Consider the following 23,717-nt stretch of genomic DNA (forward strand, 5'->3'; position numbering starts at 1 on the left):
TAACATGGTCCCGGATTGGGCGTCAAGGCCCCGGTATACCTAAAGAAGGGGAGCTTTATGCCAACAGCTGTCTGCATCGGCGAGACCATGGCCATGCTCACCCCCGTGAACGGGCTCCCCCTGCACCGGGCCGAGGAACTGCACTGCAGCATCGGCGGAGCCGAGTCGAACGTCGCCATGGGCCTGGCAGCGATGGGCCTCGAAGCGCACTGGGTGGGCCGCGTGGGCCACGACGGCTTCGGCACCCGGATCATCGAAGACCTCAAGGACCACGGCGTGGGCGTCACCGGCGTCGAAGTGGATGCCAGCCTGCCCACCGGCCTGTACGTGAAGGTTCCCGCCCAGTATTCAGATCCCGACGCCGGCAGCTCGGTTCTGTACTACCGGCAGGGTTCCGCCGCTTCCGCCATGGCCCCGGCCACCCTGGCGAATCCGGCGGTGGCGGAGCTGCTCGGCAAGGCCGGACTCATCCACCTCAGCGGCATCACCGCCGCCCTGTCCGCCGACTGCCGGGCCCTCCTCGAGCTCCTCCTCAAGGCCCCGCGCGACGGCCGGCTCATCACCTTCGACGTCAACTGGCGCCCCGCCCTCTGGGCCGGGCAGGACAAGTCGGTGCTGCGACAGCTGGCCAACCTCGCGGACATCGTGCTGGTGGGCAAGGACGAAGCCGAACACGCCTTCGGCACCACAGACGAAAGCGAGCTCCGCGCGCTCATGCCGGATCCCGCCGTCGTCGTCATCAAGAACGAAGCGATCAGCGCCATTGCCCTGCACCGCGACGGCACCCGCGACGAAGTGCCGGCGCTTTCCGTGGAGATCGTGGAACCGGTGGGCGCGGGCGATTCCTTCGCCGCCGGGTACCTCAGCGGCGTGCTGTTCGGGCTGAGCCAGAAAGCCAGCCTGCGCCGCGGGCACGCCGCCGCGGCCTGCACGCTGACCGTGCACGGGGACCGCGGACCGCTCCCCGAAGCCGCCGCACTGGCCGCGATCCTGGAATGCAGCGACGAGCAGTGGGCCGGAATCCGGGTCAGCCCCGGGCATTTCGAGGTGCCGGAAGCAACCCCGGCCGAAGGGAGCGTGGCCCCGTGAGCCAGAGCCTGATGCGCGCGATCGACCTGCTGAACGAGCTGGCCGCGAAGCCGGCCACCCTGGACGAGCTCGCCCGCAGTTCCTCCGTGCACAAGACCACCGTGATGCGCCTGCTGCACGCCATGGAGGAGAAGCGGATGGTGGTGCGCGACGACGAGCAGCGCTTCCGCCTCGGCTCGAAACTGTTCGAGCTGTCCTCCCTTGCCCTGGAGCAGCGCGACATCCGCGAGGTGGCGCGCCCGCACCTGGCCGAACTGAATGCCCGCACCGGGCACACCGTGCACCTGGCGGCCTTCGAGGGCAAGGACGTGGTGTACATCGACAAGTTCGAATCCCACCACCCCGTGCGGATGTACTCGCGGATCGGCCTCACGGCGTCGCTGCACTCGGCCGCCGTCGCGAAGGTCCTGCTGGCGGACATGCCGCGTGCCCGGCAGGAGAAAATCGCCGCCGGACTGGACTACGTCAAGGTCACCGAGAACACCCTGACCTCCCCCGAGGCCCTGCTGGCCGAGCTGGACGTGGTCAGGAAGCAGGGCTGGGCCCACGACAACGCCGAGCATGAGGCGTTCGTGCACTGCATCGCGGCCCCCATCCGTGACGCGAGCGGCGCCGTCGTGGCCGCGGCGTCCTGCTCCGTGCCGATCGTCATGCTCGACTACGAAGGCCTCATGGGCTTGCTCCCCGAACTGACAGAAACCACCGCAGCCATTTCACAAGATCTGGGCTGGACCCCCACCGAAAGGAACGCAGTATGAGCGCCAAGACCATCGTCCGCACCGACAACGCCCCCGCCCCGGCCCACACCTTCTCCCAGGGCGTGAAGAAGGGCGGCATCTTCCAGGTGTCCGGCCAGGGCCCCATGGACCCGGCCACCAACCAGTACATCGACGACGGCGACGTCCGCGTCCAGACCCGCCGCACCCTGGAGAACGTCAAGGCCATCCTCGAGGCCGGCGGCTCCTCGGTGGAGGACGTCATCATGTTCCGCGTCTACCTCACCACCCGCGACGACTTCGCCGCCATGAACGAGGTCTACGGCGAGTTCATCAACGAGAACGTCCCCAGCGGCCAGCTCCCCAGCCGCACCACTGTGTTCGTCGACCTGCCGCACGAGGTCATGCTCGTCGAGATCGACGCCCTCGCGGTGACGGCGTAGGTTTTTCGCTTACTGTTCTAACGCCCGACGCCGGTCCCCGCCTTTCGGTGGAGGCCGGCGTCGGGCTTTTTGATCCATTGCCCCGGGCGCGGGCGCCTCTGGCATGCTGGGAGCATGCCGCAGGGGATCACGGAGAAGCAGCGCGCACTGCTGCGCGAATGGCTCGGGCCCTACTCCGTCCTCAAGGACCACTCGTGGCCGCTGCAGGACACCACTGTGCTCCGGGTTGCCTCGGCCGGCGGGCAGTTCATCGTCAAGGCCGGCACCACCAGCCACCACATCCGGCGCGAGATCGCGGCCTACAGCCACGGGATGCCCGGGCCGGCGGGCAGCTTTCCCGTGCTCCGGCACGCATCGGCCGATGCCGGAATCCTGGTCACGGAGTTCCTACCCGGGGTGCCGGTCGAGGGAACGTCCGCCGAGCATGCCCCGGAGACGTACCGCCAGGCCGGGGCGCTGCTTGCCGCCTTGCACCTGCCCGTCGGGAGCTCCACGGAATACGCGAAGAAGCTCAGCTACACCACTGAATTGCTGCTGAAGAAGGGCCGTGGACTGCTCGAGGCCGGAACCCTTGCCCGGGCGGCCAAGGAACTGGCGGCCCTCCCCGCCGTTCCTGTCCAGCTGGTAACCACCCACGGCGACTACCAGCCAAGGAACTGGCTGCAGGAGGAGGGCCGCATCAAGGTCATCGACTTCGGTCGCGCGGATGCCCGCGCCTGGGTACACGATCTTGTCCGCTTGTCCCATAAGCAGTTTGTTGGCAGCCCAGACCTGGCGGATGCCTTTCATGAGGGCCTCGGGCGGCGCGTCGGCCCCGCCGAAAACAGTATCTGGCGGCTCGAGAACCTGAACCAGGCCATCGGGACCGTGGTGTGGGCGCACGGGATCGGCGATTACGCCTTCCGGGATTTCGGCGTCGCCATGCTGGAGCGGGTGCTCGCGGCACCGTAAGTTCCCCGTCGCACCCTCCCGGTAGGATCGGCACACACAGCCGGAACCAAGCAAACCCAGCAAGGAGATGCCCATGCAGGCCAGGATCCACGTGACCAGCGTGTTTGTCGACGACCAGGCCAAGGCCCTGGAGTTCTATACCGGAAAACTGGGATTCGTTCCTAAGGAAGACGTGCCCGTCGGGGACTACCGCTGGCTCACTGTAGTCGGCGCGGGCGAACCCGACGGCGTCCAGCTCCTGCTCGAGCCGGACCAGCACCCCGCAGCCAGGGCCTACAAGCAGGCGCTCGTGGCGGACGGCATCCCGGCGGCGTCCTTCGCGGTGGACGACGTCGAGGCCGCCCACCAGGAGCTCGAAGCCGCCGGCGTCGCCTTCACCCAGCCGCCCACCCCCATGGGTCCCGTCGTCACGGCCGTCCTCGACGACACCTGCGGAAACCTCATCCAGCTCGTCAGCCGGCCCGCGGCTTAGCGGCCCGGGCTAACGACGCGGAAAACAGCCCGGGAAAAGCAGCCGACGGCGGCACCGCACTTTCACGGGAAGGCAGGGTGCCGCCGTCGGGCCCCAAGCGTCAACCGGCGCTGCGCGCGATGGTGACTTTCAGGTTCTTCATGATCGGCTGGTCGCTTTGCGTGCTGTAGTCGCCGATGGCGCACAGGACGTTCATCTCCGGCATGTACCCGGCGGCGCAGCTGCGGGGAATGTCGTACGGGATCGCGAGGTATCCGTGCAGCGAGCGCGTTGACCCATCCCGGGCCGTGCTGACGATGTCCACCGGGTCGAGCTCCTTGATGCCCCGGTCCGCCATGTCCTGATTGTTCATGAACACCAGGGTGCGCAGGTTCTTGATGCCGCGGTAGCGGTCGTTGTCCGAATAGATGGTGGTGTTCCACTGGTCGTGCGAGCGCATGGTTCCCAGCGAGATGGTTCCGGGGGCCGGGATGACGTCGGGCAGCGGGGCCGCGGAGAAGCCGGCCTTCCCGGTCGGCGTGTTGAACACGAGTTCCCGAGCGGGCTGCTTGAGCCGGAACCCCAGCGGAAGCCGGACGCGGCGGTTGAAGTCCTCGAAGCCGTCCAGCACCTTGGACATGGTGTCCCGGATGCGGTCGTAGTCCCCCACGTACCAGGCCCACGGCGTTGTGCTTTCCGGCAGCGCGGCCTGGGCGATACCGGCGATGATGGCCGGTTCGGAGAGTAGTTGCGGGGACGCGGGGCGCTTCATGCCGACGGACAGGTGGACCATGCTCATCGAGTCCTCAACCGAGGTGCTCTGGAGCCCGTTGGCCTGTTCGTCCTTCTCGGTGCGGCCCAGGCAGGGCAGGATCAGGGCCTGGCGCCCGTGCACGAGGTGGCTGCGGTTGAGCTTGGTGCTCACATGCACCGTCAGTTCGCAGTTGCGCAGCCCCGCGTAGGTGTACGGGGTGTCCGGGGCAGCGAGGGCGAAGTTGCCGCCCATGCCCACGAAAACCTTCACGTCGCCCCGGTGCATTGCCTCGATGGTGCGGACCGTGTCCAGGCCGTGGGCGCGCGGGGATTCGATGCCGCACACCTCGTCCAGCCGGGCCAGGAAGTGCTCGGTGGGCCGGTGGTCGATGCCGCAGGTCCGGTTGCCCTGGACGTTGCTGTGTCCGCGTACCGGCGAGGGCCCGGCGCCTTCGCGGCCCAGGTTGCCGCGCAGCAGCAGCACGTTGACGATCTCCCGGATGGTGTCCACGCCGTGGTCGTGCTGGGTGATGCCCAGGCACCAGCTGATGATGCTGCGGTCGGCGTTGCGATAGACCCGGGCGGCCTTGAGGACGTCGGCCCGGGACAGCCCGGACTGCCGCTCGATGTCGCCCCACGGGGTGGCCTCGCAGACAGCCCGGTACTCCTCGAAGCCGGCGGTGTGCCGCTCGATGAATTCCTGGTCCAGCGCCTTGGGGTCGGTGGCGGACATTTCCAGGATGGCCTTGGCCATGCCGCGCAGCAGGGCCATGTCGCCGCCGATGCGCGGCTGCAGGTTCAGGGTGCTGCTCTTCGTGGAGCGGAAGATGGCCATGTCCAGCACGTCGTGCGGAACGATCGTGCGGCTCGCGGCGGCTTCCACCAGGGGGTTGATGTGCACGATCTGCGCCCCGCGGCGGTGCGCTTCGGCGAGCGCGGTCAGCATCCTGGGCGCGTTGGACGCCGCGTTCACGCCGATGATGAACAGGGCATCCGTGGCTTCCCAGTCCGCCAGGTCCACCGTCCCCTTTCCCGTGCCGAGGGCTGCCCTGAGTGCGCGTCCGCTGGCTTCGTGGCACATGTTGGAACAGTCCGGCAGGTTGTTTGTGCCCAGTTCGCGGGCGAGGAGTTGGTAGAGGAACGTCGCCTCGTTGCCCAGCCGGCCGGAGGTGTAGAACGAAGCCTGGTTGGGGTCGTCCAGTTCCCGCAGCGAGCGGCCGAGCAGCTCGAAGGCATCACCCCAGCTGATCGGCACGTAATGGTCCGTGGCGGCGTCGTAGGCCATCGGTTCGGTCAGGCGGCCCTTGTTCTCCAGCTCGAACTCGCTCCATCCGGACAGTTCCTGCACCGAATGCTCCGCGAAGAACTCCCGGCCCACCCGCTTGTGGGTCATTTCCCAGGTGACGTGCTTGATGCCGTTTTCGCAGATGTCCAGGTGCAGGCCCTTGGTGTCGTCCGGCCAGGCGCATCCTGGGCAGTCGAAGCCCTTGCCTTCATGGTTCATCCGGAAAATGGCCCGGGGCCCGTCCAGCAGGGTGCGTTCCCGGAGCAGGATCCGCCCCACGCTCATCGCCGCGCCCCAGCCTGCTGCGGGGTGGTGGTACGGGCCGCTGAACTCCGGCTTCCCCTTCGGCGCCTCCCCCTCACCGGCACCCCGATTGGCGTCTACACCGTCCAGTTGCTGCTTGTTGTCGAAGGCGTCCAAGAAGTTTCACCCACCCGCAGTCAGGGGCGTGCCGGACACACGCCGTCGCTTTGGAGCCTAGACCCGCCAGCGGTGATGGGACCAGACCCGCGAGCCATCCGCAGGGTGTTCGGCACACAGTACGACGGCGGCACCCGGGTAGGTGCCGCCGTCGGACTTTCCGAGGGGGCCGACGACGGCTGGGGAGAGAGCCAGGGCCCCGGGCCCCTTAGGGCTCTCACGTCGCCGACCCCGCCTTGTTAACCGCATTGCGGGGCTTTTGGGAAGGAATCTTCAGCTACATATATTCAACGCCTTGGCGGCGCGTTTGACTCCTGTGCGGGGCAATCCCCTTTCGCCCCAGCGGACCCTCGCGTCCCGGTAATGCAACTTGACAACATATGTCACTCGTAATGCCTTAGGCTTGGCCTCGCAAGGGGGTAGTAGGTCATGGAACTCGATACTTTGAGCCTGAGGGTGGCTTTCGGAGTCGTCTCGGTCATCCTGTGCTTGTTGTTTTTCGCGTCGTTCCGCCAGACGCGCTCACCATACAGCGGCTGGTGGTGCATTTCGCTCGTGGCCTTCCTGGCAGGGAACATGGGCTTCCTCCTCACCGGAACGCCGCACCAGGTCTGGGCGGATCCGCTTGGCAACGCCCTTCTGGTCGGCGGGGCGTTCAGCGTCTGGGCCGGCGCGCGTTCGTTGCGGCTGCGGCCGACCCCGCTCTGGCTCATCATCACTCCCCCGGCGATCACCGCGGTGGCTTCGGTGCTGGAAAACCCGCAGTCCAACGAATGGTCGGGCGGCCTGGTGTACCTGGGCCTGATGGCCGTGGGCCTTGGCCTGGCGACCCGCGAGCTGGCGCTGCTTAGGCCCCGCAGATCCTACGTCAACCGTTCCCTTACAGTGGGCGCGGGAGTCCTTGCGGCCTTCTATCTCTGCCGCTGGCCCGTGTACCTGCTCGAAGGACCCGACGGCCCCGGCTTCCGGACCTGGTTCAGCTCCGGAGTAACCAGCTTGCTGACCATCGCCCTCCTGGTCACAGTGTCTTTCAGCATGACGGCGCTGAGCAACGCCCAGCTGATCAGCGGCCTCAACGAGCGCGCCAACCGGGACAGCCTCACGGGCGTCCTCAACCGCAGGGCTTTCATGGAGCTGGCCGCCCGCGAGGTGCAGCGCATGGACGCGACCGGGACGGCCTCCACGTTGATCATGGCGGACCTGGACCGCTTCAAGGAACTCAACGACAAACACGGCCGCGCCGCAGGTGACGCCGCCATCCAGGCGTTCGCCTCCGCAGCCGTCGCCTCGATCCGGTCCACCGACCTCGTGGGGCGCTACGGCGGCGAGAAATTCCTCATCCTGCTCCCGGGAGCCGAACAGGAAACCGGGGAGGTCATCGCCGCCGTGATCAGCCGTGCCCTGGCCGCCGCGCCCACGCCTAAGGGCGTCGTATTCCCCACCGTGAGCTACGGGGTCGCGGCGAGCGCAATCGCCGACGCCGACCTGCCGCGCATGGTCGCTGCTGCCGACGCTGCCCTGTACAAGGCCAAGACCCTCGGCAGGAACCAGGTGGTCTTCGCCAGCCGGCAGCCGTAGCGCGGCTAGCCCCCGATCGCCGGTGTGGCCCTGAAGGCGTTGACAGCCCTGTCCGCGATGACCTGCGCGTCGGTCCCGGAGTCCAGGATCGTGTTCCGGGCCGACTCGGAATCGACCAGGACGGCCGTGACTGCGAGGCTGTCCGAGGCCTCGGTGGCCAACAGGGCGTCTACCTGGGCCGCGAAGCAGGAGTCGCTGGACGCGGCGTGAACGTCCAGGGCCACCACGTGGTTGTTGGAGACGAAGTTGCCGGTCCCCGCCTGCAGCCGGATGATCACGGGCGTCGCACCGGCCGGCCGGATGCTCCCGGCGTCGATGACTTCGGAGAAGTGGTTCCCCACCACGGTGTTGTTGCTGCCGTCCACGCTGAGGAGCCCGGTGAAGTCGTCCAGTCCGTTGCCGACTCCCAGGAAAGGCGTCCAGGGCTCGTGGTCGCGCAGGAAGTGGTTCGTGGCCACGAGGTTCTCCGAACTGTTCGCCGCGAGGACCACCATGCCCGGGTAGAACGAATGCAGGCGGTTGTTGGTGACGCTCGACCGCGTGACGCCTTGCAGGTGCACGCTGCTCGCACCCCGGGGGAACACGTTGTTCGCGGTGATCAGGAGCCCGCCATGGTTCTCGGCGTGGATCGAGTGCCCCTTGAAGCCTGCTCCGATCAGGTTGTCGGTGATCTTCGATGCCTGTCCCCACCCGCGCAGCTCGATGCAGCTTCCGCATTCGGCGATGAAGTTGTCGTGGATGGAGAGCGCGTCCGCGTGGTAGATGGTGAGGGCGTTCTCTAGGTAGACGAACCCCATGCCCGTGACGCGGAAGGAATCGTTGGCATTCGCCACATAGATGCCGGTCTTACCGTTCACGTAGCTGTTCTCCGCCGGCAGCCCCGATCCGTCGTCGGTGAAGTGCAGCCCGTCGATGCAGAAGTTCGAGAACTCCACCGAGCTGATCCGCGGGCTCCCGGTCCGCTCGACGTAGAAGGCGGCTCCGGCCGCCTCCGACCCACCGGCGGGAAGGTCCACCAGGATGCGGCTTCCCCCGGGCCACAGTTCGTGCAGGCCGGGCCACTCATCCTCGGGAACATTGAACCGGATGCTCGACGAGGTGAAGCCGTGCCCCGCGCCCTGGATCCGCAGGAAGCTGATGTCGATCAGCACCTGCGTGCGGAGGCGGTAGTCCCCCGGCGGGAGGTAGATCACGGCACCCGGCTTCCCGCCGTCGTTCACATCGGTGTCGGTCTGGCGCTCTTTGACGTCGGCGATGATGCTGTTGATGACTTCGCCCACGTCCTTGGACGCGTTGCCGACGGGCCAGGTAGTGACGTCGTAGTGGTTGCTTTGCATGGCTTCTTCCTTTGGTGCTTCAGGAGCGTGTTGAGACCGCGAGTTTCAGTATGGTTGCCGTGCCGCCCTCCGCCGAGAGCCGGTTTTCCCGGCTTCCGGCCTCGGGGAAGATGAGGTCGGTCAGGACCACCCTGCCGCCTTGGGCGAATACTTCAACCGAGCAATGGTCGACGACGACGAGCAGCTTGAGTATGCCGTCCTCCAGGACCAGCGGGGCCGACTCGGCCGAAGCGAATTTCGTGTGGAAGCCGGTGTCTCCGGAGTGCCTGCGGTCAAGGGTGAGTGTGGCGCTGCCCGGGTGGTAGCTGAGGACGGTCCCCTCGCGTCCGTCGCTGCTTCCGTGGAGCAGGAAATCGACACGCCCGGCATTCCCGGGCCGGATCTCCGCCTCGATGATGTGGGCGCTGCCGGGTACCGCGTCCGGCAGGCGGACGGCGGAATCCCGCAGTTCGGAATCCCGCAGTTCGAAGGTGCCCATGGCTTCCGCTGGTGGCCCAGCCAGGACCGGTTGCTGGATAAGTACCGGTTGCTGGAGGAGGGGGGCGGAACCGGCGACGGCGGTGCGGCCCGCCGTCGACAAGCTGAGTTCGCGCGCGAGGGTCATCGAGGACCGCCATGGGGCGGTGGGCAGTTCGTTGGCGTAGTCCCAGTTGTTCATCCAGCCGATGATGATGCGCCGGCCATCGGGGACTTCGCTGAAGGACACGGAGGCGTAGCAGTCGCGTCCCCAGTCCAGCCACAGGCATTGCTGAAGGGCGGCGGAGCGCGCCCCGGCGTCGGCGATCGACGACAGTCCCGCGGGTGCCGCAAGTGAACCGGCGTCCGGGACGAACCGGGCGCCGTTGAACTGTCCGACGAAGTACTGGCCGCCGGATCCTCCCGCCACCGCGCCGGGGTTGATGTTCACGATCAGGACCCACTTGACGGTGTCCGGATCCCCGTCCACGGGCAGGGGAAAGAGATCGGGGCACTCCCACTCGCCGGAGTCGGCGTTGGCCGGGCCGAAGTCGCTCAGGAAGTCCCAGGACTTGAGGTCGTCCGAACGGTAGAGGACTACTTTCTGCTGCTGCGCTTCGACGGCAACCATCACCCAGAAGGCGCCCTGGCCGCCTTCGTAGCGGAAGACCTTGGGGTCGCGGAAGTTCGCGGAGTTCCTGGTGAGGACGGGGTTTGCGGTGTATTTCCGCCAGGTCATTCCTCCGTCCGTGCTGTACGCCAAGGACTGTGCCTGGGTGCCGCCGTGTTCGGACGGGGCCTTGAAGGCGCTGGTGTAGATGGCAACCAGGGCGGGTTCGTCCGCCGTGCCGAAGCCGGAGGTGTTGCCGTGGTCCACGACGACGCTGCCCGAGAAGATGTCCTCTGTTTCGTCGCAGGCAATGGCCACAGGGTGTTCCGTCCAGTGCAGCAGGTCGCGGGAGGTGGCGTGGCCCCAGGACATGTTGCCCCAGACGCTGCCGTACGGGTTGTTCTGGAAGAAGAGGTGGTACAGGCCGTTGTGGAAGACCAGGCCGTTCGGGTCGTTCAGCCACGTATCCCTTGCCGCGAAGTGGATGGCAGGCCGGAATCTAGTGGTGACGGCCGGGGCCGTTTCCGGGCGTGCGGCATCAAGGCGACTGGACATGTCTGGTGTTTCCTCTTTGGGGTGGAAGGGGCTGGCTGCGTGTTACCGGGGAGCGGCGATGGACTCGCGGCTCACCAGCGGGCAGCCCAGGATGGTCGGTTGGAGTGCCATGGAGGCAAGATCGGCCTTGCCCTCGATGGCGTCAATCAGGTGCTCCGTGGCCCAGGCACCCATCTCGTAGTGGGGCAGGGCCACGGTGGTGAGGCCCGGGTAAAGGTTGGCGGCGATCAGCTCCTGGTCGTCGAAGCCAACCACCGAAAGGTCGTCCGGGATGCTGAGTCCCAACTCCGCGGCAGCGCGGTAGGCGCCCATCGCCATCCGGTCGTTGTAACAGAACAGGCCGGTGGGCCGGTCCTCGCGGGCCAGGATCCGCCGGGCCGCCTCATAGCCCCCATGCACCTCGGAAACCTCCGACTCGACAGGTGCCGAGCCGCCGTCGAGCCCTGCTTCGGTCAGCACGGCGCGGAAGGCCGCGAGCCGCTGGTGGGTGGCGGGGACGTCATCGGTGTTGTTGATGAAGCCCACCCGGGTGTGGCCCGCGTCGAGGAGCGCGCCCACGGCGGCGCGGGCACCGCCCTCCTCGTCCGGGATCACGGCGGTGATGTTTCCGCCGGTGGCCACCGAGTCGACGAGGACCGAGGGTACGCTGCCGAGGTTGGCCGGAAGCTCCACGTTGCGGTGGTACATGGTGGCGTAGAGGATGCCGTCCACCCGGCGTTCCAGGAGGGCCTGGACGTCGGCCTGCCGGGATTCGAGGCTGGCCGAGCCCGGGGTGTTGATGATCATGAGGTTGTAGCCCCGCGCCTTCGCGGCCTCGTCGGCGCCGAGAATGATCCGGCCCGCGTGGGGCGTGGTGGCGATTTCCTCGCTGACCAGGCCCAGCATGCCGGTCCTCTGCGTGCGCAGGGCCTGGGCGAGGCGGTTGGGGCCATAGCCCAGCTGCTCCGCCACGCTCCTGACCTTGTCCCGGGTTTCGGGGCTGATCCGGGCGTAGGCAACGTCATTGAGGACGTGGGAGACCGTTGTCACAGAGACGCCGGCAGCCTGGGCCACGTCCTTGATGCCGATGGTCTTGTTGCTCATCTGTCTCCCACGTCCTTATGGTTGCTGATGCCCCGGGGGCTATCAGTAGGCTACTCGTTGCTGGCGGCCCGGCCCTTTGGCGGCGCTGACCCTTGTTAGCGCCGCCCCTTGTTGGCGCTAGCCCTTTACAGCACCCAGCGTCATGCCAGCGACGATCTTGCGCTGCAGGAGAAGGGTCAGCAGGATGACCGGGATCGAGTAGACCGCCGCGAGCGCGGTCATCGATCCCCAGTCGAGGCCGAACTGGGTTTGGAAGTTCGCGATCACCACGGGCGTTGTCTGCGAGCGGATCGCGGTCATCAGCAGCGCGAAGAGGAACTCGTTCCAGGAAGCCAGGAAGGCGAAGATCGCGGTGACGGCGATCCCGCCCGAAACCACCGGAATCACCACCCGCCACAGGGCACCGAGCCGGCTGCAGCCGTCCACCGTGGCCGCTTCCTCCAGGTCGCGCGGGACGGCCTCGAAGAAGCTGGACATCAGCCAGATGGAGAGCGGCAGCGAAATCGTGGTGTGGGCAATGGACAGCGCGATGGGCGTATCCGCCATTCCCACGGAGGCCATCATGGACGCCAGCGGAATGCCGATGGCCACCGGCGGCACCATGCGGGTGACCAGCGCAGCCATGATGAACACCCGGCCGCTCGGCGTCTTGTAGCGGGTGATGCCGTAGGCCGCCGGTATCGCCAGCACCAGCGACAGCAGGGTGCTGATGATGGCCGTCTGGATGCTGTTGATGAAGGACGCCACCACGCCGCTGCGGCCGAGGGCATTCACGTAGTTTTCGAGCGTCCATTCCTTAGGCAGGACGGTGGGCGGCACGGCGATGGTGTCGATCGGCGTCTTGAAGGACGTGAACAGCAGGTACAGAAACGGGAAGCCGTACAGGACCATGGCCGCGGCCAGCAGGATCCAGAGGATGGTCCGGGTACTGCGGCGGCCGGCTTCGAGACCTTCGCGGTTGACGCCTCGGCGCTTGCGGCCGCCCTCGTGCGTGGTGCTTGGTACGGAACTCCCGGCAGTCACCGCAGCCGCCTTCCCGGCGTCGGGCCTGGTACGTTCGGCGACGCGCATCAGCTGTCCTTTCCTGGCCGCCAGATGGTGGCCACCGCGAAGAAGGCGACGGCGAGCATCGCGACGAGGTAGATGGTGCCCATGGCGCTGGCGAGGCCCGGGTCGCCGAAGCGGATCATGGTGCGGTAGATCAGCAGGCTCATGGTTTCGGAGGCCGACTGGGGGCCGCCGTTGGTCTGGATGAGGATGGTGTCAAAGGCCCGGGCCGCGTCGATGCCGCGGACCACCAGGGCCACGGCGATCACTGGCCGCAGGAGCGGCAGGATGATCCGGAACAGCAGCGCCGGTGCGCGTGCGCCGTCCAGGCGTGCTGCCTCGATCAGGTCGCCCGGGATGTTCTGCAGGCCCGCGAAGAGGACAAGGCACATGAAGGACGTGGTGAGCCAGATGTCGGGGATGGCCACGGAGAACAACACGATATTGGGGTCGGACAACCAGCCGATCTGGTTGGGGTTGGACAGGATTCCCGCCTGGTGGAGGAGCGTCCCGATGAGGCCGAAGTTGTCGATCATCAGGAACTTCCACAGCAGGCCGGCCACGATCGGGGCGATCATCAAAGGGTACAGGAAGACGGTCCGCCACACCTGGGACCTGCGGCCAAGGGTGGTGAACAGCAGGGCCATGCCGAGCCCGAGGGCGAACTCGAGGGTCACCACCACAACGGTGTAGGCGAGGGTCCGCCACCCGGCACCCATGAAGGCATCGGAGGCGAACGCCGAGAGGTAGTTCTGGAACCCCACGAAGTCGCGGGGGCCGCCGGCGATCGGCGAGATCTTGAAGAAGCTGTCGGCCACCAGGCGGAACAGCGGGTAAGCAACGAAAACGGCCAGGAACAGTGCCGCGGGCGTCATCAGGAAGAGGGCGAAGCGGCGATCGGAGATACGCACGGTTTTCTTTTCTGCTGGTTGGGGCCGCGGCCGGCACCGCGCTGGCAGTGCGCGCTGGCGCCGTCTGCACGGACAGGTGCCGGCCGCGGAGTCTTACTTGAGGAGGGCCTCGATCTGCTTCTTGGCGTCAGCGAGGAGGGCTGCGGAGTCACCGCCTGCCACGGCCTTCTGCAGCGTGGGGATGAGGACGGTGTCCACGATCTGCTGCCACTTGGCGGTGGCGGGCCGGGTTTGGGTCGCCTTGCCGCTGAGGGTTTCGATCAGGGGCTTGAAGCTCTCGTAGCCCGTCTTGTCCTGGTACTTCTCGAAGGCGGAGATGCGTGCAGCCAGGCCCAGGCTGGATTCGATGCCCATGCTGTTGTGGTCGTAGGCGCACTTGACGAACTTCTTGGCCGCCTCGGTGTTCTTGGTGGCCTTGGGGACGGAGAGGTACCACGGGCCGGGGACACCCGCGACGCCGGCGCTGCCGCCGATCATCGGGGCGGCGCCCACCTTGCCTGCCACCGGGGAATCCTTGGGGATCTGGCGGTAGGCGTGGGCCCAGAATCGGGTCATGGCGGTCTTGCCCTGGTTGAACAGGTTCTGCGCGGCAGCCCAGTCGACCTGCGCGGCACCGGACGGAGCGGACTTCACCAGGCTGGTGTAGAAGTCGAGGGCTTCCTTGTGGGCGGCGTTGTCCACCACCACCTTGCCGTCGGCGTCCAGGACCATCGGCGAGCCGGCTTGCAGCACGTGGGCCAGCCATTCGGTTTCGACGGCGCCCTTCACGTCCGTGCCGTACATGCCGTCCTTGGTGAAGAAGGCGGAGATTTCCTGGTACTGCTTCCAGGTGGTGGGCGCTGCCAGCTCGTAGCCGTACTTGGCCTTGAAATCGGCCTTGTTCTTGGGGTCGTCGAAGAGGTCCTTGCGGTAGAGGATGATCTCGGCGTTGGTCCAGGCGGGCATGCCGATGAAGTGGCCGTCCACGTTGGCTTCCTTGACGAGGGCGGGGAAGATGTCCTTCTTGGCCTCGTCGGTGAAGAGTTCGTCAATGGGCTGGACGGCATCCTTGAAGCTCGGCAGCCAGACGGAGTCCAGAGCCGCGACGTCGAAGGAGACGTTGCCGGAAGAGAATTCGCTGGACAGGCGGTTGAACATGCCGTCGTAAGGCAGTTCGACGAAGTTGGCGGTGACGCCGGTGTCCTTCTTGCACTGCTCGGCGACCCCGGTGAGTTCGGCGTGGCCGCCGGCCTCGACGAGGACGTTGACAGTGCTGCTGGCGGCGCTACCCGTAGAAGACGGGCCCCCAGCGCCGCACCCGGTGGCCGCAAGGGCGACGGCGGTGCAAAGGCCGCCGATGACGGCGAACCTGTTGATGGTCTTTCGAGTGGACATCGCTGTCGACTCACTTTCTCTCGAACGGAAATGGCGAGATTGATCGGGGTGAAGAATCGTTTTGCCAAAACGACTTGGCACAACCGTAAGGACGGCGACGAGGCGTGTCAAGGGTCACAGAAAAATTGTTTTGGCTGCCGACTTCAAGGGGTTGATCCTTGACGCGAAGGTTTGCGTGGTCCTAAAGTCATCGTCGCAGCCGATAAAACGTTTTGGCACATTTTGGCTGCACCCCGCTTCACCACGGAAATCCAGTTCAAGGGAGAACAGATGGAACCCATCCCGGACATCAGCCGCCGCACAGTGCTGCGCGCTGTCCTGGCCGCCGCCACAGCAGCGGGGACCGCCGTCGCGATCACAGCATTCGGCGGCGCGGCGAACGCAGCCCCGGCCGAACCGCCCGCGACGGCGGACGCCGGCCACGCGCCGTCGGGCAGCGGACACCGGCACCTGATCGGCGTCCTCTAAGCCCCACCGCAGCCCTAACGTCGCTGCGCTCGGTAAGGCAGCACCCGCGGCGTGGGCCCGCCCACCAGCCGAAGTCGCCGGAACGCTGCCGGATCGCCGGAAAATTCCAGCGACTCCGCACCCTTCCGGCGATTCCGCCGCGCAGCACATCAGCACCGCGGCACCGCAGCACCTGAAGGCAGCACCCCCAACGATGTGAGGAGAACACGCTTTGACCACCGTTTACGACGTCACCACCTGGTCCGTACCGGGCAACCCCTCGGCCACGCCCTACAACGACATCGGGCTGATCATCAACAGCATCATCGCCGACATCAAGAGCCAGCAGACCAGCCAGGCGTCCAAGCCCGGCGCCGTGATCTACATTCCGCCGGGAGACTACTCCCTCAAGACCCGCGTGAACGTGGACATCAGCTACCTGACCATCCGCGGCTCGGGCCACGGCTTCACCTCGCTGAGCATCCGCTACAACGCCGGCAACACCTCCAGCTGGCACGAAATCAACCCCGGCGGCAGCCGTGTGCGGGTGGAAAACACCGACGGCACCGGCGAAGCCTTCCGGGTCTACCGGACCGGCGACCCGCGGCTGAGCTCCGTGGTGTTCGAGAACTTCTGCCTGGACGGGGTCTCCTTCGGCAGCAACGAAAACGACTACACCAACGGCAAGACCGGCATTCTCTTCGACTCCGCCAACGATTCCTGCCGGGTCGAAGGCATGGGCATGGTGTACCTGGAACGCGGGCTGGTGGTCAAGGACACCGACGCCCTGAGCGTGAGCGGCAACTTCCTGGCCGAATGCGGATCCTGCGTGGAGCTCACCGGTTCCGGCCAGGCTTCAAAGGTGACGGACAACCTGATCGGCGCCGGTTACGTGGGCTTCTCGATCTTCGCCGAGGGCCACTTCGGGCTCCTCGTCACCGGGAACAACATCTTCCCGCGCGGCAAGAGCAGCGTGCATTTCAAGAACTGCACCCGCTCCTCGATCACCGCCAACCGCCTGCACGCGTTCTATCCGGGCATGGTCAACTTCGAGGGAAGCTGCACGGAAAACCTTGTAAGCAACAACCACTTCCTCCGCCAGATGGAGCCGTTCGATCCGCTCAAGCCCTACAACAACGGCCTGGACGACCTTTTCGGGCTGGTCCACATCGCCGGCGGCAGCAACTCGGTGATCGGCAACCACTTCAGCTTCGACGTGCCCTCAGGTTCCGTCAGCCCGTCCGGCCAGACGCCCACGATCATCCTGGTGGCCTCCGGGAACAACAACTACATCGCCACGAACAACACGGTGTCCGGGATCGCCGTGCACACCGTGGTGCTGGATGCATCGACGTCCGGCTGCAAGGTGCTGGACAGCGGAGACAGCAACCAGGTGGTCAGGTACGCCTCGAATTACTCATTCCGGGCGACGCCCTAGCGCCCTGACACCGGCCGCTCAGCTGCCGGAACAACGACGACGGCGGACGCCGCCCCTGAGGTGATGCCCGCCGTCGTCGTTCGCTGAACCGCGCTTTCGATGAACCGCGCTTTCGATGAACCGCGCTTTCGACCTACCGCAAGGCAAGCACTCTTGAAAGGTCTGTCAAAGATGACCAGACGCACCAAAGCATTGCTGTCACTCGGGACGGCCGTGGCCCTGGCCGCCGCCTCCCTCGCCGTAGCCATAAGCCCTGCCCGCGCCACCGACCCGGATCCGGCGACGCAGCAATACCGCCCCTACCTGCACTACTCGCCGGAAAAGAACTGGATGAATGATCCGAACGGGCTGGTCTACCACAACGGCAAGTACCACCTGTATTACCAGTACAACCCCAACGGGACCCGCTGGGGCAACATGAGCTGGGGCCATGCGTCGTCCACGGACCTCGTCCACTGGCAGGAGCAGCCCCTCGCCATTCCCCGCGGCTTCAACGGGAGCGAGGTCGTCGAGGAAATCTTCTCGGGGTCCGTGGTGGTGGACACCCTGAACAGCAGCGGCTTCGGGAGCCTCCAGAACCCGCCCCTGGTTGCCGTGTACACCAGCAACTACACCGGCGTCCACCCCACCCTCGCCGGCAAGCAGGCACAATCCCTGGCCTACAGCACCGACGACGGGCAGAGCTGGACGAAATACAGCGGCAACCCCGTCCTCAACCGGAACACCCCTGGATTCCGCGACCCCAAGGTCTTTTGGTACGACAACCCCTCCGGACCGGACTACTGGGTGATGGCCGCCGTCGAAGCCGACGAGCACCGGGTCCTCTTCTACAAGAGCAGCAACCTGAAGGACTGGACCTACCTGGACGACTTCGGACCGGCAAACGCATTCGGCGGCCAATGGGAATGCCCGGATCTCTTCCCCCTCGCCGTGGACGGGAATCCGAACAACATCAAGTGGGTCCTCGCCGTCAACATCAACCCTGGAGCGCTGGCTGGCGGCAGCGGCGGACAGTACTTCGTGGGCACATTCAACGGCACCACCTTCACCGCTGAAAACATCGACCCCGCCGATCAGCTGCCGGCCGGCAACATCCTCGCCGGCTTCAACGGCGGCACCTACAGCGGATGGAACGTCCAGAACGACCCGTCCAACAGCGCCGGCCCCTGGGGAAGCGCCCCCGCCGCCGGAAGCCTCGCAGGACAGATGGCGGTGGCCGGCAACATCGGCGCCGGACTTGTGAACGGGTTCCATGGCGGCGACAACCCCGTGGGCACTATGGAATCCGCGCCGTTCACGGTGGACAAGGACTACCTCAACTTCCTGGTGGCCGGCGGAAGGCACCCGCAGGGCCCGGGCGAACAGTCAGGTAACCAGCCACCTCCCGGCTATCTGCTGTTCGATGGGTTCGACTACCCCGGAACGCTCAGCGACGCCGGCTGGCAGCTCAGCGGCGACTTCCAGGCGGCGCTGAACCCCTCGACGTCGGGCGGTGAATTCGCCATCGGGAAACGGATCAACACCTTTGAGGGCGGCCCGTACCAGGACAACAACGTCGGCACCATCACCTCCCCCGAGTTCTACCTGACCAACACCAACATTGGCTTCCTCCTGGGCGGCGGCGCACGGACCGACGGGCAGCTCCAAGTGGAACTGCTGGTGGGCGGCGTCCCGGTCCGCACCGCAACGGGCAAGAACTCCGGCGACCTGAACTGGCAGAACTGGGACGTTTCGCCGTGGTACGGCCAGATCGCGCGCATCCGGATCGTGGACAACGCGGCGGGGCCCTGGGGACACCTGACCTTGGATAACATGGTGCTCGGATCCGAACCGGCAAAAGCCCGCAGCAGCGAAACCACGGTGAACCTGGTGGTCAACGGCCAGACGGTCCGGACCGCCACCGGCGGCAATACCGAACACCTGGCCTGGACCGCGTGGGATGTCAGCGCCTTCAAGGGCAGCCAGGCCACCATCAGGATCGTGGACAACAACCGCGGCGGCTGGGGGCACATCCTGGCGGATGAGTTCGTTTCCTCGGACACCTCCCGCCTGGAGCCGCACGACTGGCTGGACCAGGGCAGGGACTACTACGCCACGGTGTCCTTCAACAACGTCCCCGGCGGAAAACGCGTCATGCTCGGCTGGATGAACAACTGGGACTACGGCCAGGACACCCCCACCAGCACGTGGCGCGGAACCATGGCCCTGCCGCGTGAAGTGGTCCTGACCCAGACACCGGCCGGTCCGCGGCTGCGGCAGCAGGTGGTGTCCCAGGTGGAGGCGCTGAAGAACACCTCCGCCGCCTACACGGCGGCCGCCCAAGACATCCAGCCGGGAACGACCACGCTGCCGGTCACCGGGGACGTGGTGCAGATCGACGCCGAGTTTACGCCGGGCACGGCATCGTCGTTCGGCCTGAAGGTGCTCGGAAATGCCAGCCAGTCAACCAGGATCGGCTACGCCACCGCCACGCAGCGGCTTTCCATCGACAGGAGCAACTCCGGCAACGTGGCCTTCCATCCGGCGTTCAGCTCCGTGGAAGACGCCCGGGTGGAACTGATCGACGGACGCCTCCGCCTGCGCTTGTATGTGGACCGGGCTTCGGTGGAGCTCTTCGCCCAGGACGGCCTGGCGACCATCACGGACCAGGTCTTCCCCGCCGCGGGCGCGAACAGCATCTCCGTTTTCTCCGAGGGCGGCACCGCCCGGCTCGAGAGCCTGACGGTGACGCCGCTGTACCCGGCGATGTGGGGCGGCTGAGTTAGGGTCCCGCCGTCGGCGTGCGCGTTGGACGCCGACGGCGGGGCTCACCCCTGGTGCGCGGTCACTCCTGGTGCGCGGTCACCAGCGGATCGGGCTTGTTCGCCCGCACGCCGTCCGCTGTTTCCACCGGCAGGCCGTTCCGCGCCCAATACTCGATCCCACCGATCATTTCCTGGACCGGGTAGCCAAGCTCTGCGAAGGCGAGCGCAGCAAAGGTGCTCCCGTTGCAGCCCGGCCCCCAGGAATAGACCACCACGTGGCTGCCAGCGGGGATCAGCTCGGAGGCGCGGGCCGGGATCTGCGCGGTCGGCAGGTGGAGGGCGCCGGGGATGTGCCCGTGGTCCCAGGAAGACTGGCGCCGGGTGTCCACGAGCACGAAACTGCCGGGCGTGGCCTCAGCGACGTCCATGACGTCGATTTCGAAGCGGAGTTTCGCACGGAAGTACTCCGAAGGGCCGCGTCCGTCCGGGATGTTCTCCTGTGCCGGGTTCTGCATGGCTTTCCTTTCTCAGAGCTTCCCAAACCGAGCGCAATCATAGTTGCCGGCATCCCGCGACGCATCGGACGTATACCCCCCGGGGGTACTTGCCAATTACCCCCGGGGGGTATACATTGGGGACATGAGCACGGTAGACCCCCTCACCACCCCGGCCGGCGTTGCCCCTGCTTCGGACATTCCCGAAGAGCCGCACGCCCAGCACGGCTACACCTCGAACAAGGACTCCTACCTGCGCAGGCTTAAGCGGATCGAAGGACAGGTCCGCGGGATCGCCCGCATGGTGGACGAGGACAAGTACTGCATCGATATCCTCACCCAGGTCGCCGCCGTCAATAAGGCGCTGCACGCCGTCAGCCTCGGCCTGCTGGAGGAGCACATCGGGCATTGCGTGGTGGGTGCGGCGTCGGAACCCGATCCCGAGGCCCGTGCGGAAATCATCAACGTCAAGGTCAAGGAGGCCACGGATGCCATCGGGCGCCTGCTGCGGTAACCCCGCAAACTCTCACCACACCATCCAACTCACCACCAAGGAGTACGCCATGGGCCAGAACAGCGCCACCATCCAGACCAACGTCAGCGTTTCGGGCATGACCTGCGGGCATTGCGTTTCGGCGGTCAGCGAGGAAATCGAAGCCCTCGACGGCGTGAAGAACGTGGCGATCGACCTGAACGCAGGCGGCATCTCGACAGTGACCATCACTTCCACCCAGGAACTCTCTCCCTCTGAGATCGGCGAAGCCGTGGCCGAGGCCGGATACCTGGTCGTGGCCAACGACGCATAGGGGGCATCGTGGGGAACCAGGACTTACTCAAGCAGCAAGGTACCCGCATCATCGAACTGGATATCGAGGGCATGACCTGCGCATCATGCGTGGCCCGGGTGGAGCGGAAGCTCGGCAAACTGGAAGGCGTCGAAGCCTCCGTGAACCTCCCCCTCGAATCCGCCAGCGTCACGGTCCCGGCCGACATCACGGACCAACAGATCGTGGACACGGTCAACGCCACGGGCTACAAGGCCTACCTCAAAAACCAACCAGCCACCCACTCGCCCGGCCGCGAAACCGACATGCTCGGCGCGCTCGCTCCTTCGTCGCTTGGACGCGCGCTGCCGCATGCCGGCCCCGCGGACGAGCACACCGCCGGCGAGCATGGTGAGCACAGCGGAACGGAACACGACCACAGCGTCGGTGACAGTGTCATGCGGCAGCATGCGTCTAAGGTGGGCCCACACGAGCAGGGGTCCCCGGCCGAGCTTGCGAGGACGGGGGGCTCGTGGGGAGGAACGACCGAGCATGCAGAGCATGGCGCTGGCGGCGTCGCGGCTGGCGACCATACCGTGCACACCGCGCAAGGCGACCACATGCACCACGGCCCGGCCGCGAAACAGCTCCGCCCCCGGCTGATCACCGCCGCCGTTCTGACCGTGCCGGTGTTCGCGATTTCCATGGTCCCTGCGCTGCAGTTCGCGCACTGGGGCTGGGTGGCGGCCGCGCTGGCGTTGCCGGTGGTGAGCTGGGCGGCCTGGCCCTTCCACAGGGCCGCCGCGATCAACGCAAGGCACTTCGCCTCCACCATGGACACGCTCGTCTCGATCGGCGTGCTGGCGGCCTACCTGTACTCGGCGTGGCAGCTCATCAGCAATCCAGCCATGACGGAGCACCCGGGCATGGAAGCCATGGAGGGCATGGGTGGTGGCCTGTACTTCGAGGTCGCCGCGGTGGTCACCACGTTCCTGCTACTGGGCCGCTACCTCGAGGCGAACGCGAAGGCCAAGGCCGGCGACGCCCTCAAGGCCCTGCTGAGCCTCGGCGCCAAGGACGCCACCATCCTGAAGGACGGCGTCGAGCACAAGGTCCCGGCGGATGAGCTCCGCGTGGGCGACGTGTTCGTAGTCCGCCCGGGCGAGAAGATCGCCACCGACGGCGTGGTCACGGACGGCGCGTCCGCCGTCGACGCTTCGCTGCTGACGGGCGAGTCCGTCCCGGTGGAGGTCGGCCCGGACAGCCCGGTCACAGGCGCGACCATTAACACCTCGGGCCGGCTGCTGGTGCGCGCCACCCGGGTGGGTTCGGAAACCACGCTGGCCCAGATGGGGCGGCTGGTCAGCCAGGCGCAGACCGGCAAGGCACCCATCGCCCGGCTCGCGGACCGCATCAGCGCGGTGTTCGTGCCGGTGGTGCTGGTGCTCGCGGTGCTCACGTTCCTGGCCTGGTTCCTGGCCACCGGTGAGCTGGACGCGTCCTTCACGGCCGCCGTCGCGGTCCTGGTGATCGCCTGCCCGTGCGCCCTGGGGCTCGCTACCCCGGTGGGGCTGCTGACCGGCACCGGCCGCGGCGCGCAGCTGGGCATCCTCATCAAGGGCCCGCAGGTCCTGGAGGACACCCGTACCGTGGACACCATCCTGCTGGACAAGACCGGCACGGTGACCAGCGGCAAGCTGGCCGTGCACGGAACCACACCCCTGAACGGACACCGCGAGGCGGACGTCCTCGTCTTGGCGGGCGCGGTGGAGGCCGCTTCCGAGCACCCGATCGCGCACGCCATCGCCGCAGCCGCCAGGGACGCACTGCCCGACGGCGGCAGCCTGCCTGCCGTCTCGGACTTCAGTTCGGCGGCCGGCGGCGGGGTCCGCGGAACGGTTGCGCTGAACGGCACGCCGCAGACCGTCGTCGTGGGCCGCTCCGGCTGGCTGGAAGAAAACGGGATCGCCCCGGACGAGGCACAGCGGAAGGCGCTGGCGGACTCGGAGGCCGGCGGCGCCACCGCGATCTGGGTGGCCGTGGACGGCATGGCCGCCGGAATCGTGGCCCTGCGGGACACCATCAAGGACGGTTCCGCAGCGGCGATCGCGCAGCTGTTGGAGCTGGGCATCAGGCCGATGCTGCTGACCGGCGACAACGCCGCGGTGGCCGCCCAGGTGGCGGACGCCGTCGGGATCGCACCGGAAGACGTGTTCGCCGGCGTGCTGCCGGAAGGCAAGGTGGACGCCGTCCGGCAGTTGCAAGCGAAGGGCGCCACGGTGGCGATGGCCGGCGACGGCGTGAACGACGCCGCAGCCCTGGCGCAGGCGGACCTGGGCATCGCGATGGGCTCGGGCACGGATGTGGCCATCGAAGCCTCGGACCTGACCGTGATGGGCAGCGACCTGGGGCAGCTGGTGCAGGCGATCGAGCTGTCCAGGCGGACCCTGCGGACCATCAAGGTCAACCTGTTCTGGGCGTTCTTCTACAACGCGATCGGCATTCCGGTGGCCGCCCTGGGGCTGCTGAACCCGATGATCGCGGGCGCCGCGATGGCCGCCAGCTCGGTGCTGGTGGTGGCCAATTCCCTGAGGCTGCGCGGCTTCGGCAAGTAGCGGTTTGGGCCCTGGGTGTCGGTGGGGACCTCTTCATGGGGAGGGGTTCCCATCGACACCCCTCACACAGCCGGGATAGCGTCTAGGTATTGGGGATGCCGAAGAGTTCGGGTCCGCGACAAACCAAAAGGAGACACACCATGGCCATTTGGGGCG

20 protein-coding genes are annotated in these 23,717 nt (G+C 66.8%); 12 read left to right on the forward strand and 8 right to left on the reverse strand.

The window, feature by feature from the left end:
- The first annotated feature begins 57 nt into the window (after positions 1 to 57).
- The 5 genes from D3654_RS17685 (at position 58) to D3654_RS17705 (ending at position 3,671) form a co-directional block, all read left to right on the forward strand.
- On the forward strand, positions 58 to 1,089 hold the full coding sequence (locus D3654_RS17685) for a sugar kinase (protein ID WP_120522767.1): 1,032 nt from the start codon (positions 58 to 60) through the stop codon (positions 1,087 to 1,089).
- Positions 1,086 to 1,847, forward strand: a complete 762-nt coding sequence (locus D3654_RS17690; protein WP_245413313.1) for an IclR family transcriptional regulator — start codon at positions 1,086 to 1,088, stop codon at positions 1,845 to 1,847. Before D3654_RS17685 ends, D3654_RS17690 begins: the two co-directional genes overlap by 4 nt.
- Complete coding sequence (locus D3654_RS17695) at positions 1,844 to 2,248, forward strand: RidA family protein (protein ID WP_120522768.1); 405 nt, start codon at positions 1,844 to 1,846, stop codon at positions 2,246 to 2,248. Before D3654_RS17690 ends, D3654_RS17695 begins: the two co-directional genes overlap by 4 nt.
- A 114-nt stretch (positions 2,249 to 2,362) precedes the next feature.
- Positions 2,363 to 3,199 (forward strand): phosphotransferase, encoded by an 837-nt coding sequence (locus D3654_RS17700; RefSeq protein ID WP_120522769.1) that lies wholly within the window; start codon positions 2,363 to 2,365, stop codon positions 3,197 to 3,199.
- A gap of 73 nt (positions 3,200 to 3,272) precedes the next feature.
- The gene (locus D3654_RS17705; protein ID WP_120522770.1) at positions 3,273 to 3,671 is read left to right on the forward strand and encodes a VOC family protein; all 399 of its coding nucleotides are present in this window, start codon (positions 3,273 to 3,275) and stop codon (positions 3,669 to 3,671) included.
- A gap of 100 nt (positions 3,672 to 3,771) precedes the next feature.
- Here D3654_RS17705 and D3654_RS17710 read toward each other — a convergent pair whose 3' ends face one another.
- Positions 3,772 to 6,108 (reverse strand): FdhF/YdeP family oxidoreductase, encoded by a 2,337-nt coding sequence (locus D3654_RS17710; protein WP_245413314.1) that lies wholly within the window; start codon positions 6,106 to 6,108, stop codon positions 3,772 to 3,774.
- A 429-nt stretch (positions 6,109 to 6,537) separates the two neighbouring features.
- Between D3654_RS17710 and D3654_RS17715 the strand changes: the two genes are divergently transcribed.
- A complete protein-coding gene (locus D3654_RS17715; RefSeq protein WP_120522771.1) occupies positions 6,538 to 7,686 on the forward strand; it encodes a GGDEF domain-containing protein in 1,149 nt (382 codons plus the stop codon).
- Positions 7,687 to 7,691: 5 nt separating this feature from the next.
- On the opposite strand, the gene D3654_RS17720 is transcribed toward D3654_RS17715, so the two are convergent.
- The 6 genes from D3654_RS17720 to D3654_RS17745 form a co-directional block, all read right to left on the reverse strand.
- The gene (locus tag D3654_RS17720) at positions 7,692 to 9,023 is read right to left on the reverse strand and encodes a right-handed parallel beta-helix repeat-containing protein (RefSeq protein WP_120522772.1); all 1,332 of its coding nucleotides are present in this window, start codon (positions 9,021 to 9,023) and stop codon (positions 7,692 to 7,694) included.
- A 19-nt stretch (positions 9,024 to 9,042) separates the two neighbouring features.
- Entirely contained in the window at positions 9,043 to 10,644 is a 1,602-nt protein-coding gene (locus D3654_RS17725; protein ID WP_120522773.1) for a glycoside hydrolase family 32 protein, read from the reverse strand.
- A gap of 42 nt (positions 10,645 to 10,686) precedes the next feature.
- Positions 10,687 to 11,727, reverse strand: a complete 1,041-nt coding sequence (locus D3654_RS17730) for a LacI family DNA-binding transcriptional regulator (RefSeq protein WP_120522774.1) — start codon at positions 11,725 to 11,727, stop codon at positions 10,687 to 10,689.
- Positions 11,728 to 11,844: 117 nt separating this feature from the next.
- A complete protein-coding gene (locus D3654_RS17735) occupies positions 11,845 to 12,798 on the reverse strand; it encodes a carbohydrate ABC transporter permease (protein ID WP_120522775.1) in 954 nt (317 codons plus the stop codon).
- Positions 12,798 to 13,685 (reverse strand): carbohydrate ABC transporter permease, encoded by an 888-nt coding sequence (locus D3654_RS17740; RefSeq protein WP_120522776.1) that lies wholly within the window; start codon positions 13,683 to 13,685, stop codon positions 12,798 to 12,800. Before D3654_RS17740 ends, D3654_RS17735 begins: the two co-directional genes overlap by 1 nt.
- A 93-nt stretch (positions 13,686 to 13,778) precedes the next feature.
- Positions 13,779 to 15,059, reverse strand: coding sequence for an ABC transporter substrate-binding protein (locus tag D3654_RS17745; RefSeq protein ID WP_120522777.1), 1,281 nt, complete (start codon positions 15,057 to 15,059; stop codon positions 13,779 to 13,781).
- Positions 15,060 to 15,281: 222 nt separating this feature from the next.
- Between D3654_RS17745 and D3654_RS17750 the strand changes: the two genes are divergently transcribed.
- From D3654_RS17750 to D3654_RS17760, 3 genes are all read left to right on the forward strand, one after another.
- Positions 15,282 to 15,527: a hypothetical protein gene (locus tag D3654_RS17750; RefSeq protein WP_120522778.1), complete on the forward strand. Its 246-nt coding sequence runs from the start codon at positions 15,282 to 15,284 to the stop codon at positions 15,525 to 15,527.
- Positions 15,528 to 15,738: 211 nt separating this feature from the next.
- Entirely contained in the window at positions 15,739 to 16,944 is a 1,206-nt protein-coding gene (locus tag D3654_RS17755; RefSeq protein ID WP_120522779.1) for a NosD domain-containing protein, read from the forward strand.
- Between the two features lie 171 nt (positions 16,945 to 17,115).
- A complete protein-coding gene (locus D3654_RS17760; protein WP_120522780.1) occupies positions 17,116 to 19,704 on the forward strand; it encodes a GH32 C-terminal domain-containing protein in 2,589 nt (862 codons plus the stop codon).
- Positions 19,705 to 19,768: 64 nt separating this feature from the next.
- Here D3654_RS17760 and D3654_RS17765 read toward each other — a convergent pair whose 3' ends face one another.
- On the reverse strand, positions 19,769 to 20,203 hold the full coding sequence (locus D3654_RS17765; RefSeq protein WP_120522781.1) for a rhodanese-like domain-containing protein: 435 nt from the start codon (positions 20,201 to 20,203) through the stop codon (positions 19,769 to 19,771).
- A 124-nt stretch (positions 20,204 to 20,327) separates the two neighbouring features.
- Between D3654_RS17765 and D3654_RS17770 the strand changes: the two genes are divergently transcribed.
- From D3654_RS17770 to D3654_RS17780, 3 genes are read left to right on the forward strand one after another with little or no spacing between them, the layout of a single operon-like run.
- Positions 20,328 to 20,696: a metal-sensitive transcriptional regulator gene (locus D3654_RS17770; RefSeq protein WP_120522782.1), complete on the forward strand. Its 369-nt coding sequence runs from the start codon at positions 20,328 to 20,330 to the stop codon at positions 20,694 to 20,696.
- 49 nt (positions 20,697 to 20,745) lie between these two features.
- On the forward strand, positions 20,746 to 20,988 hold the full coding sequence (locus D3654_RS17775) for a heavy-metal-associated domain-containing protein (RefSeq protein WP_245413315.1): 243 nt from the start codon (positions 20,746 to 20,748) through the stop codon (positions 20,986 to 20,988).
- 8 nt (positions 20,989 to 20,996) lie between these two features.
- Complete coding sequence (locus tag D3654_RS17780) at positions 20,997 to 23,561, forward strand: heavy metal translocating P-type ATPase (RefSeq protein ID WP_280960130.1); 2,565 nt, start codon at positions 20,997 to 20,999, stop codon at positions 23,559 to 23,561.
- Positions 23,562 to 23,717: the final 156 nt, after the last annotated feature.

It is taken from the genome of Arthrobacter celericrescens (assembly GCF_003614925.1).
GTDB classification, from domain to species: Bacteria; Actinomycetota; Actinomycetes; order Actinomycetales; family Micrococcaceae; genus Arthrobacter; species Arthrobacter celericrescens.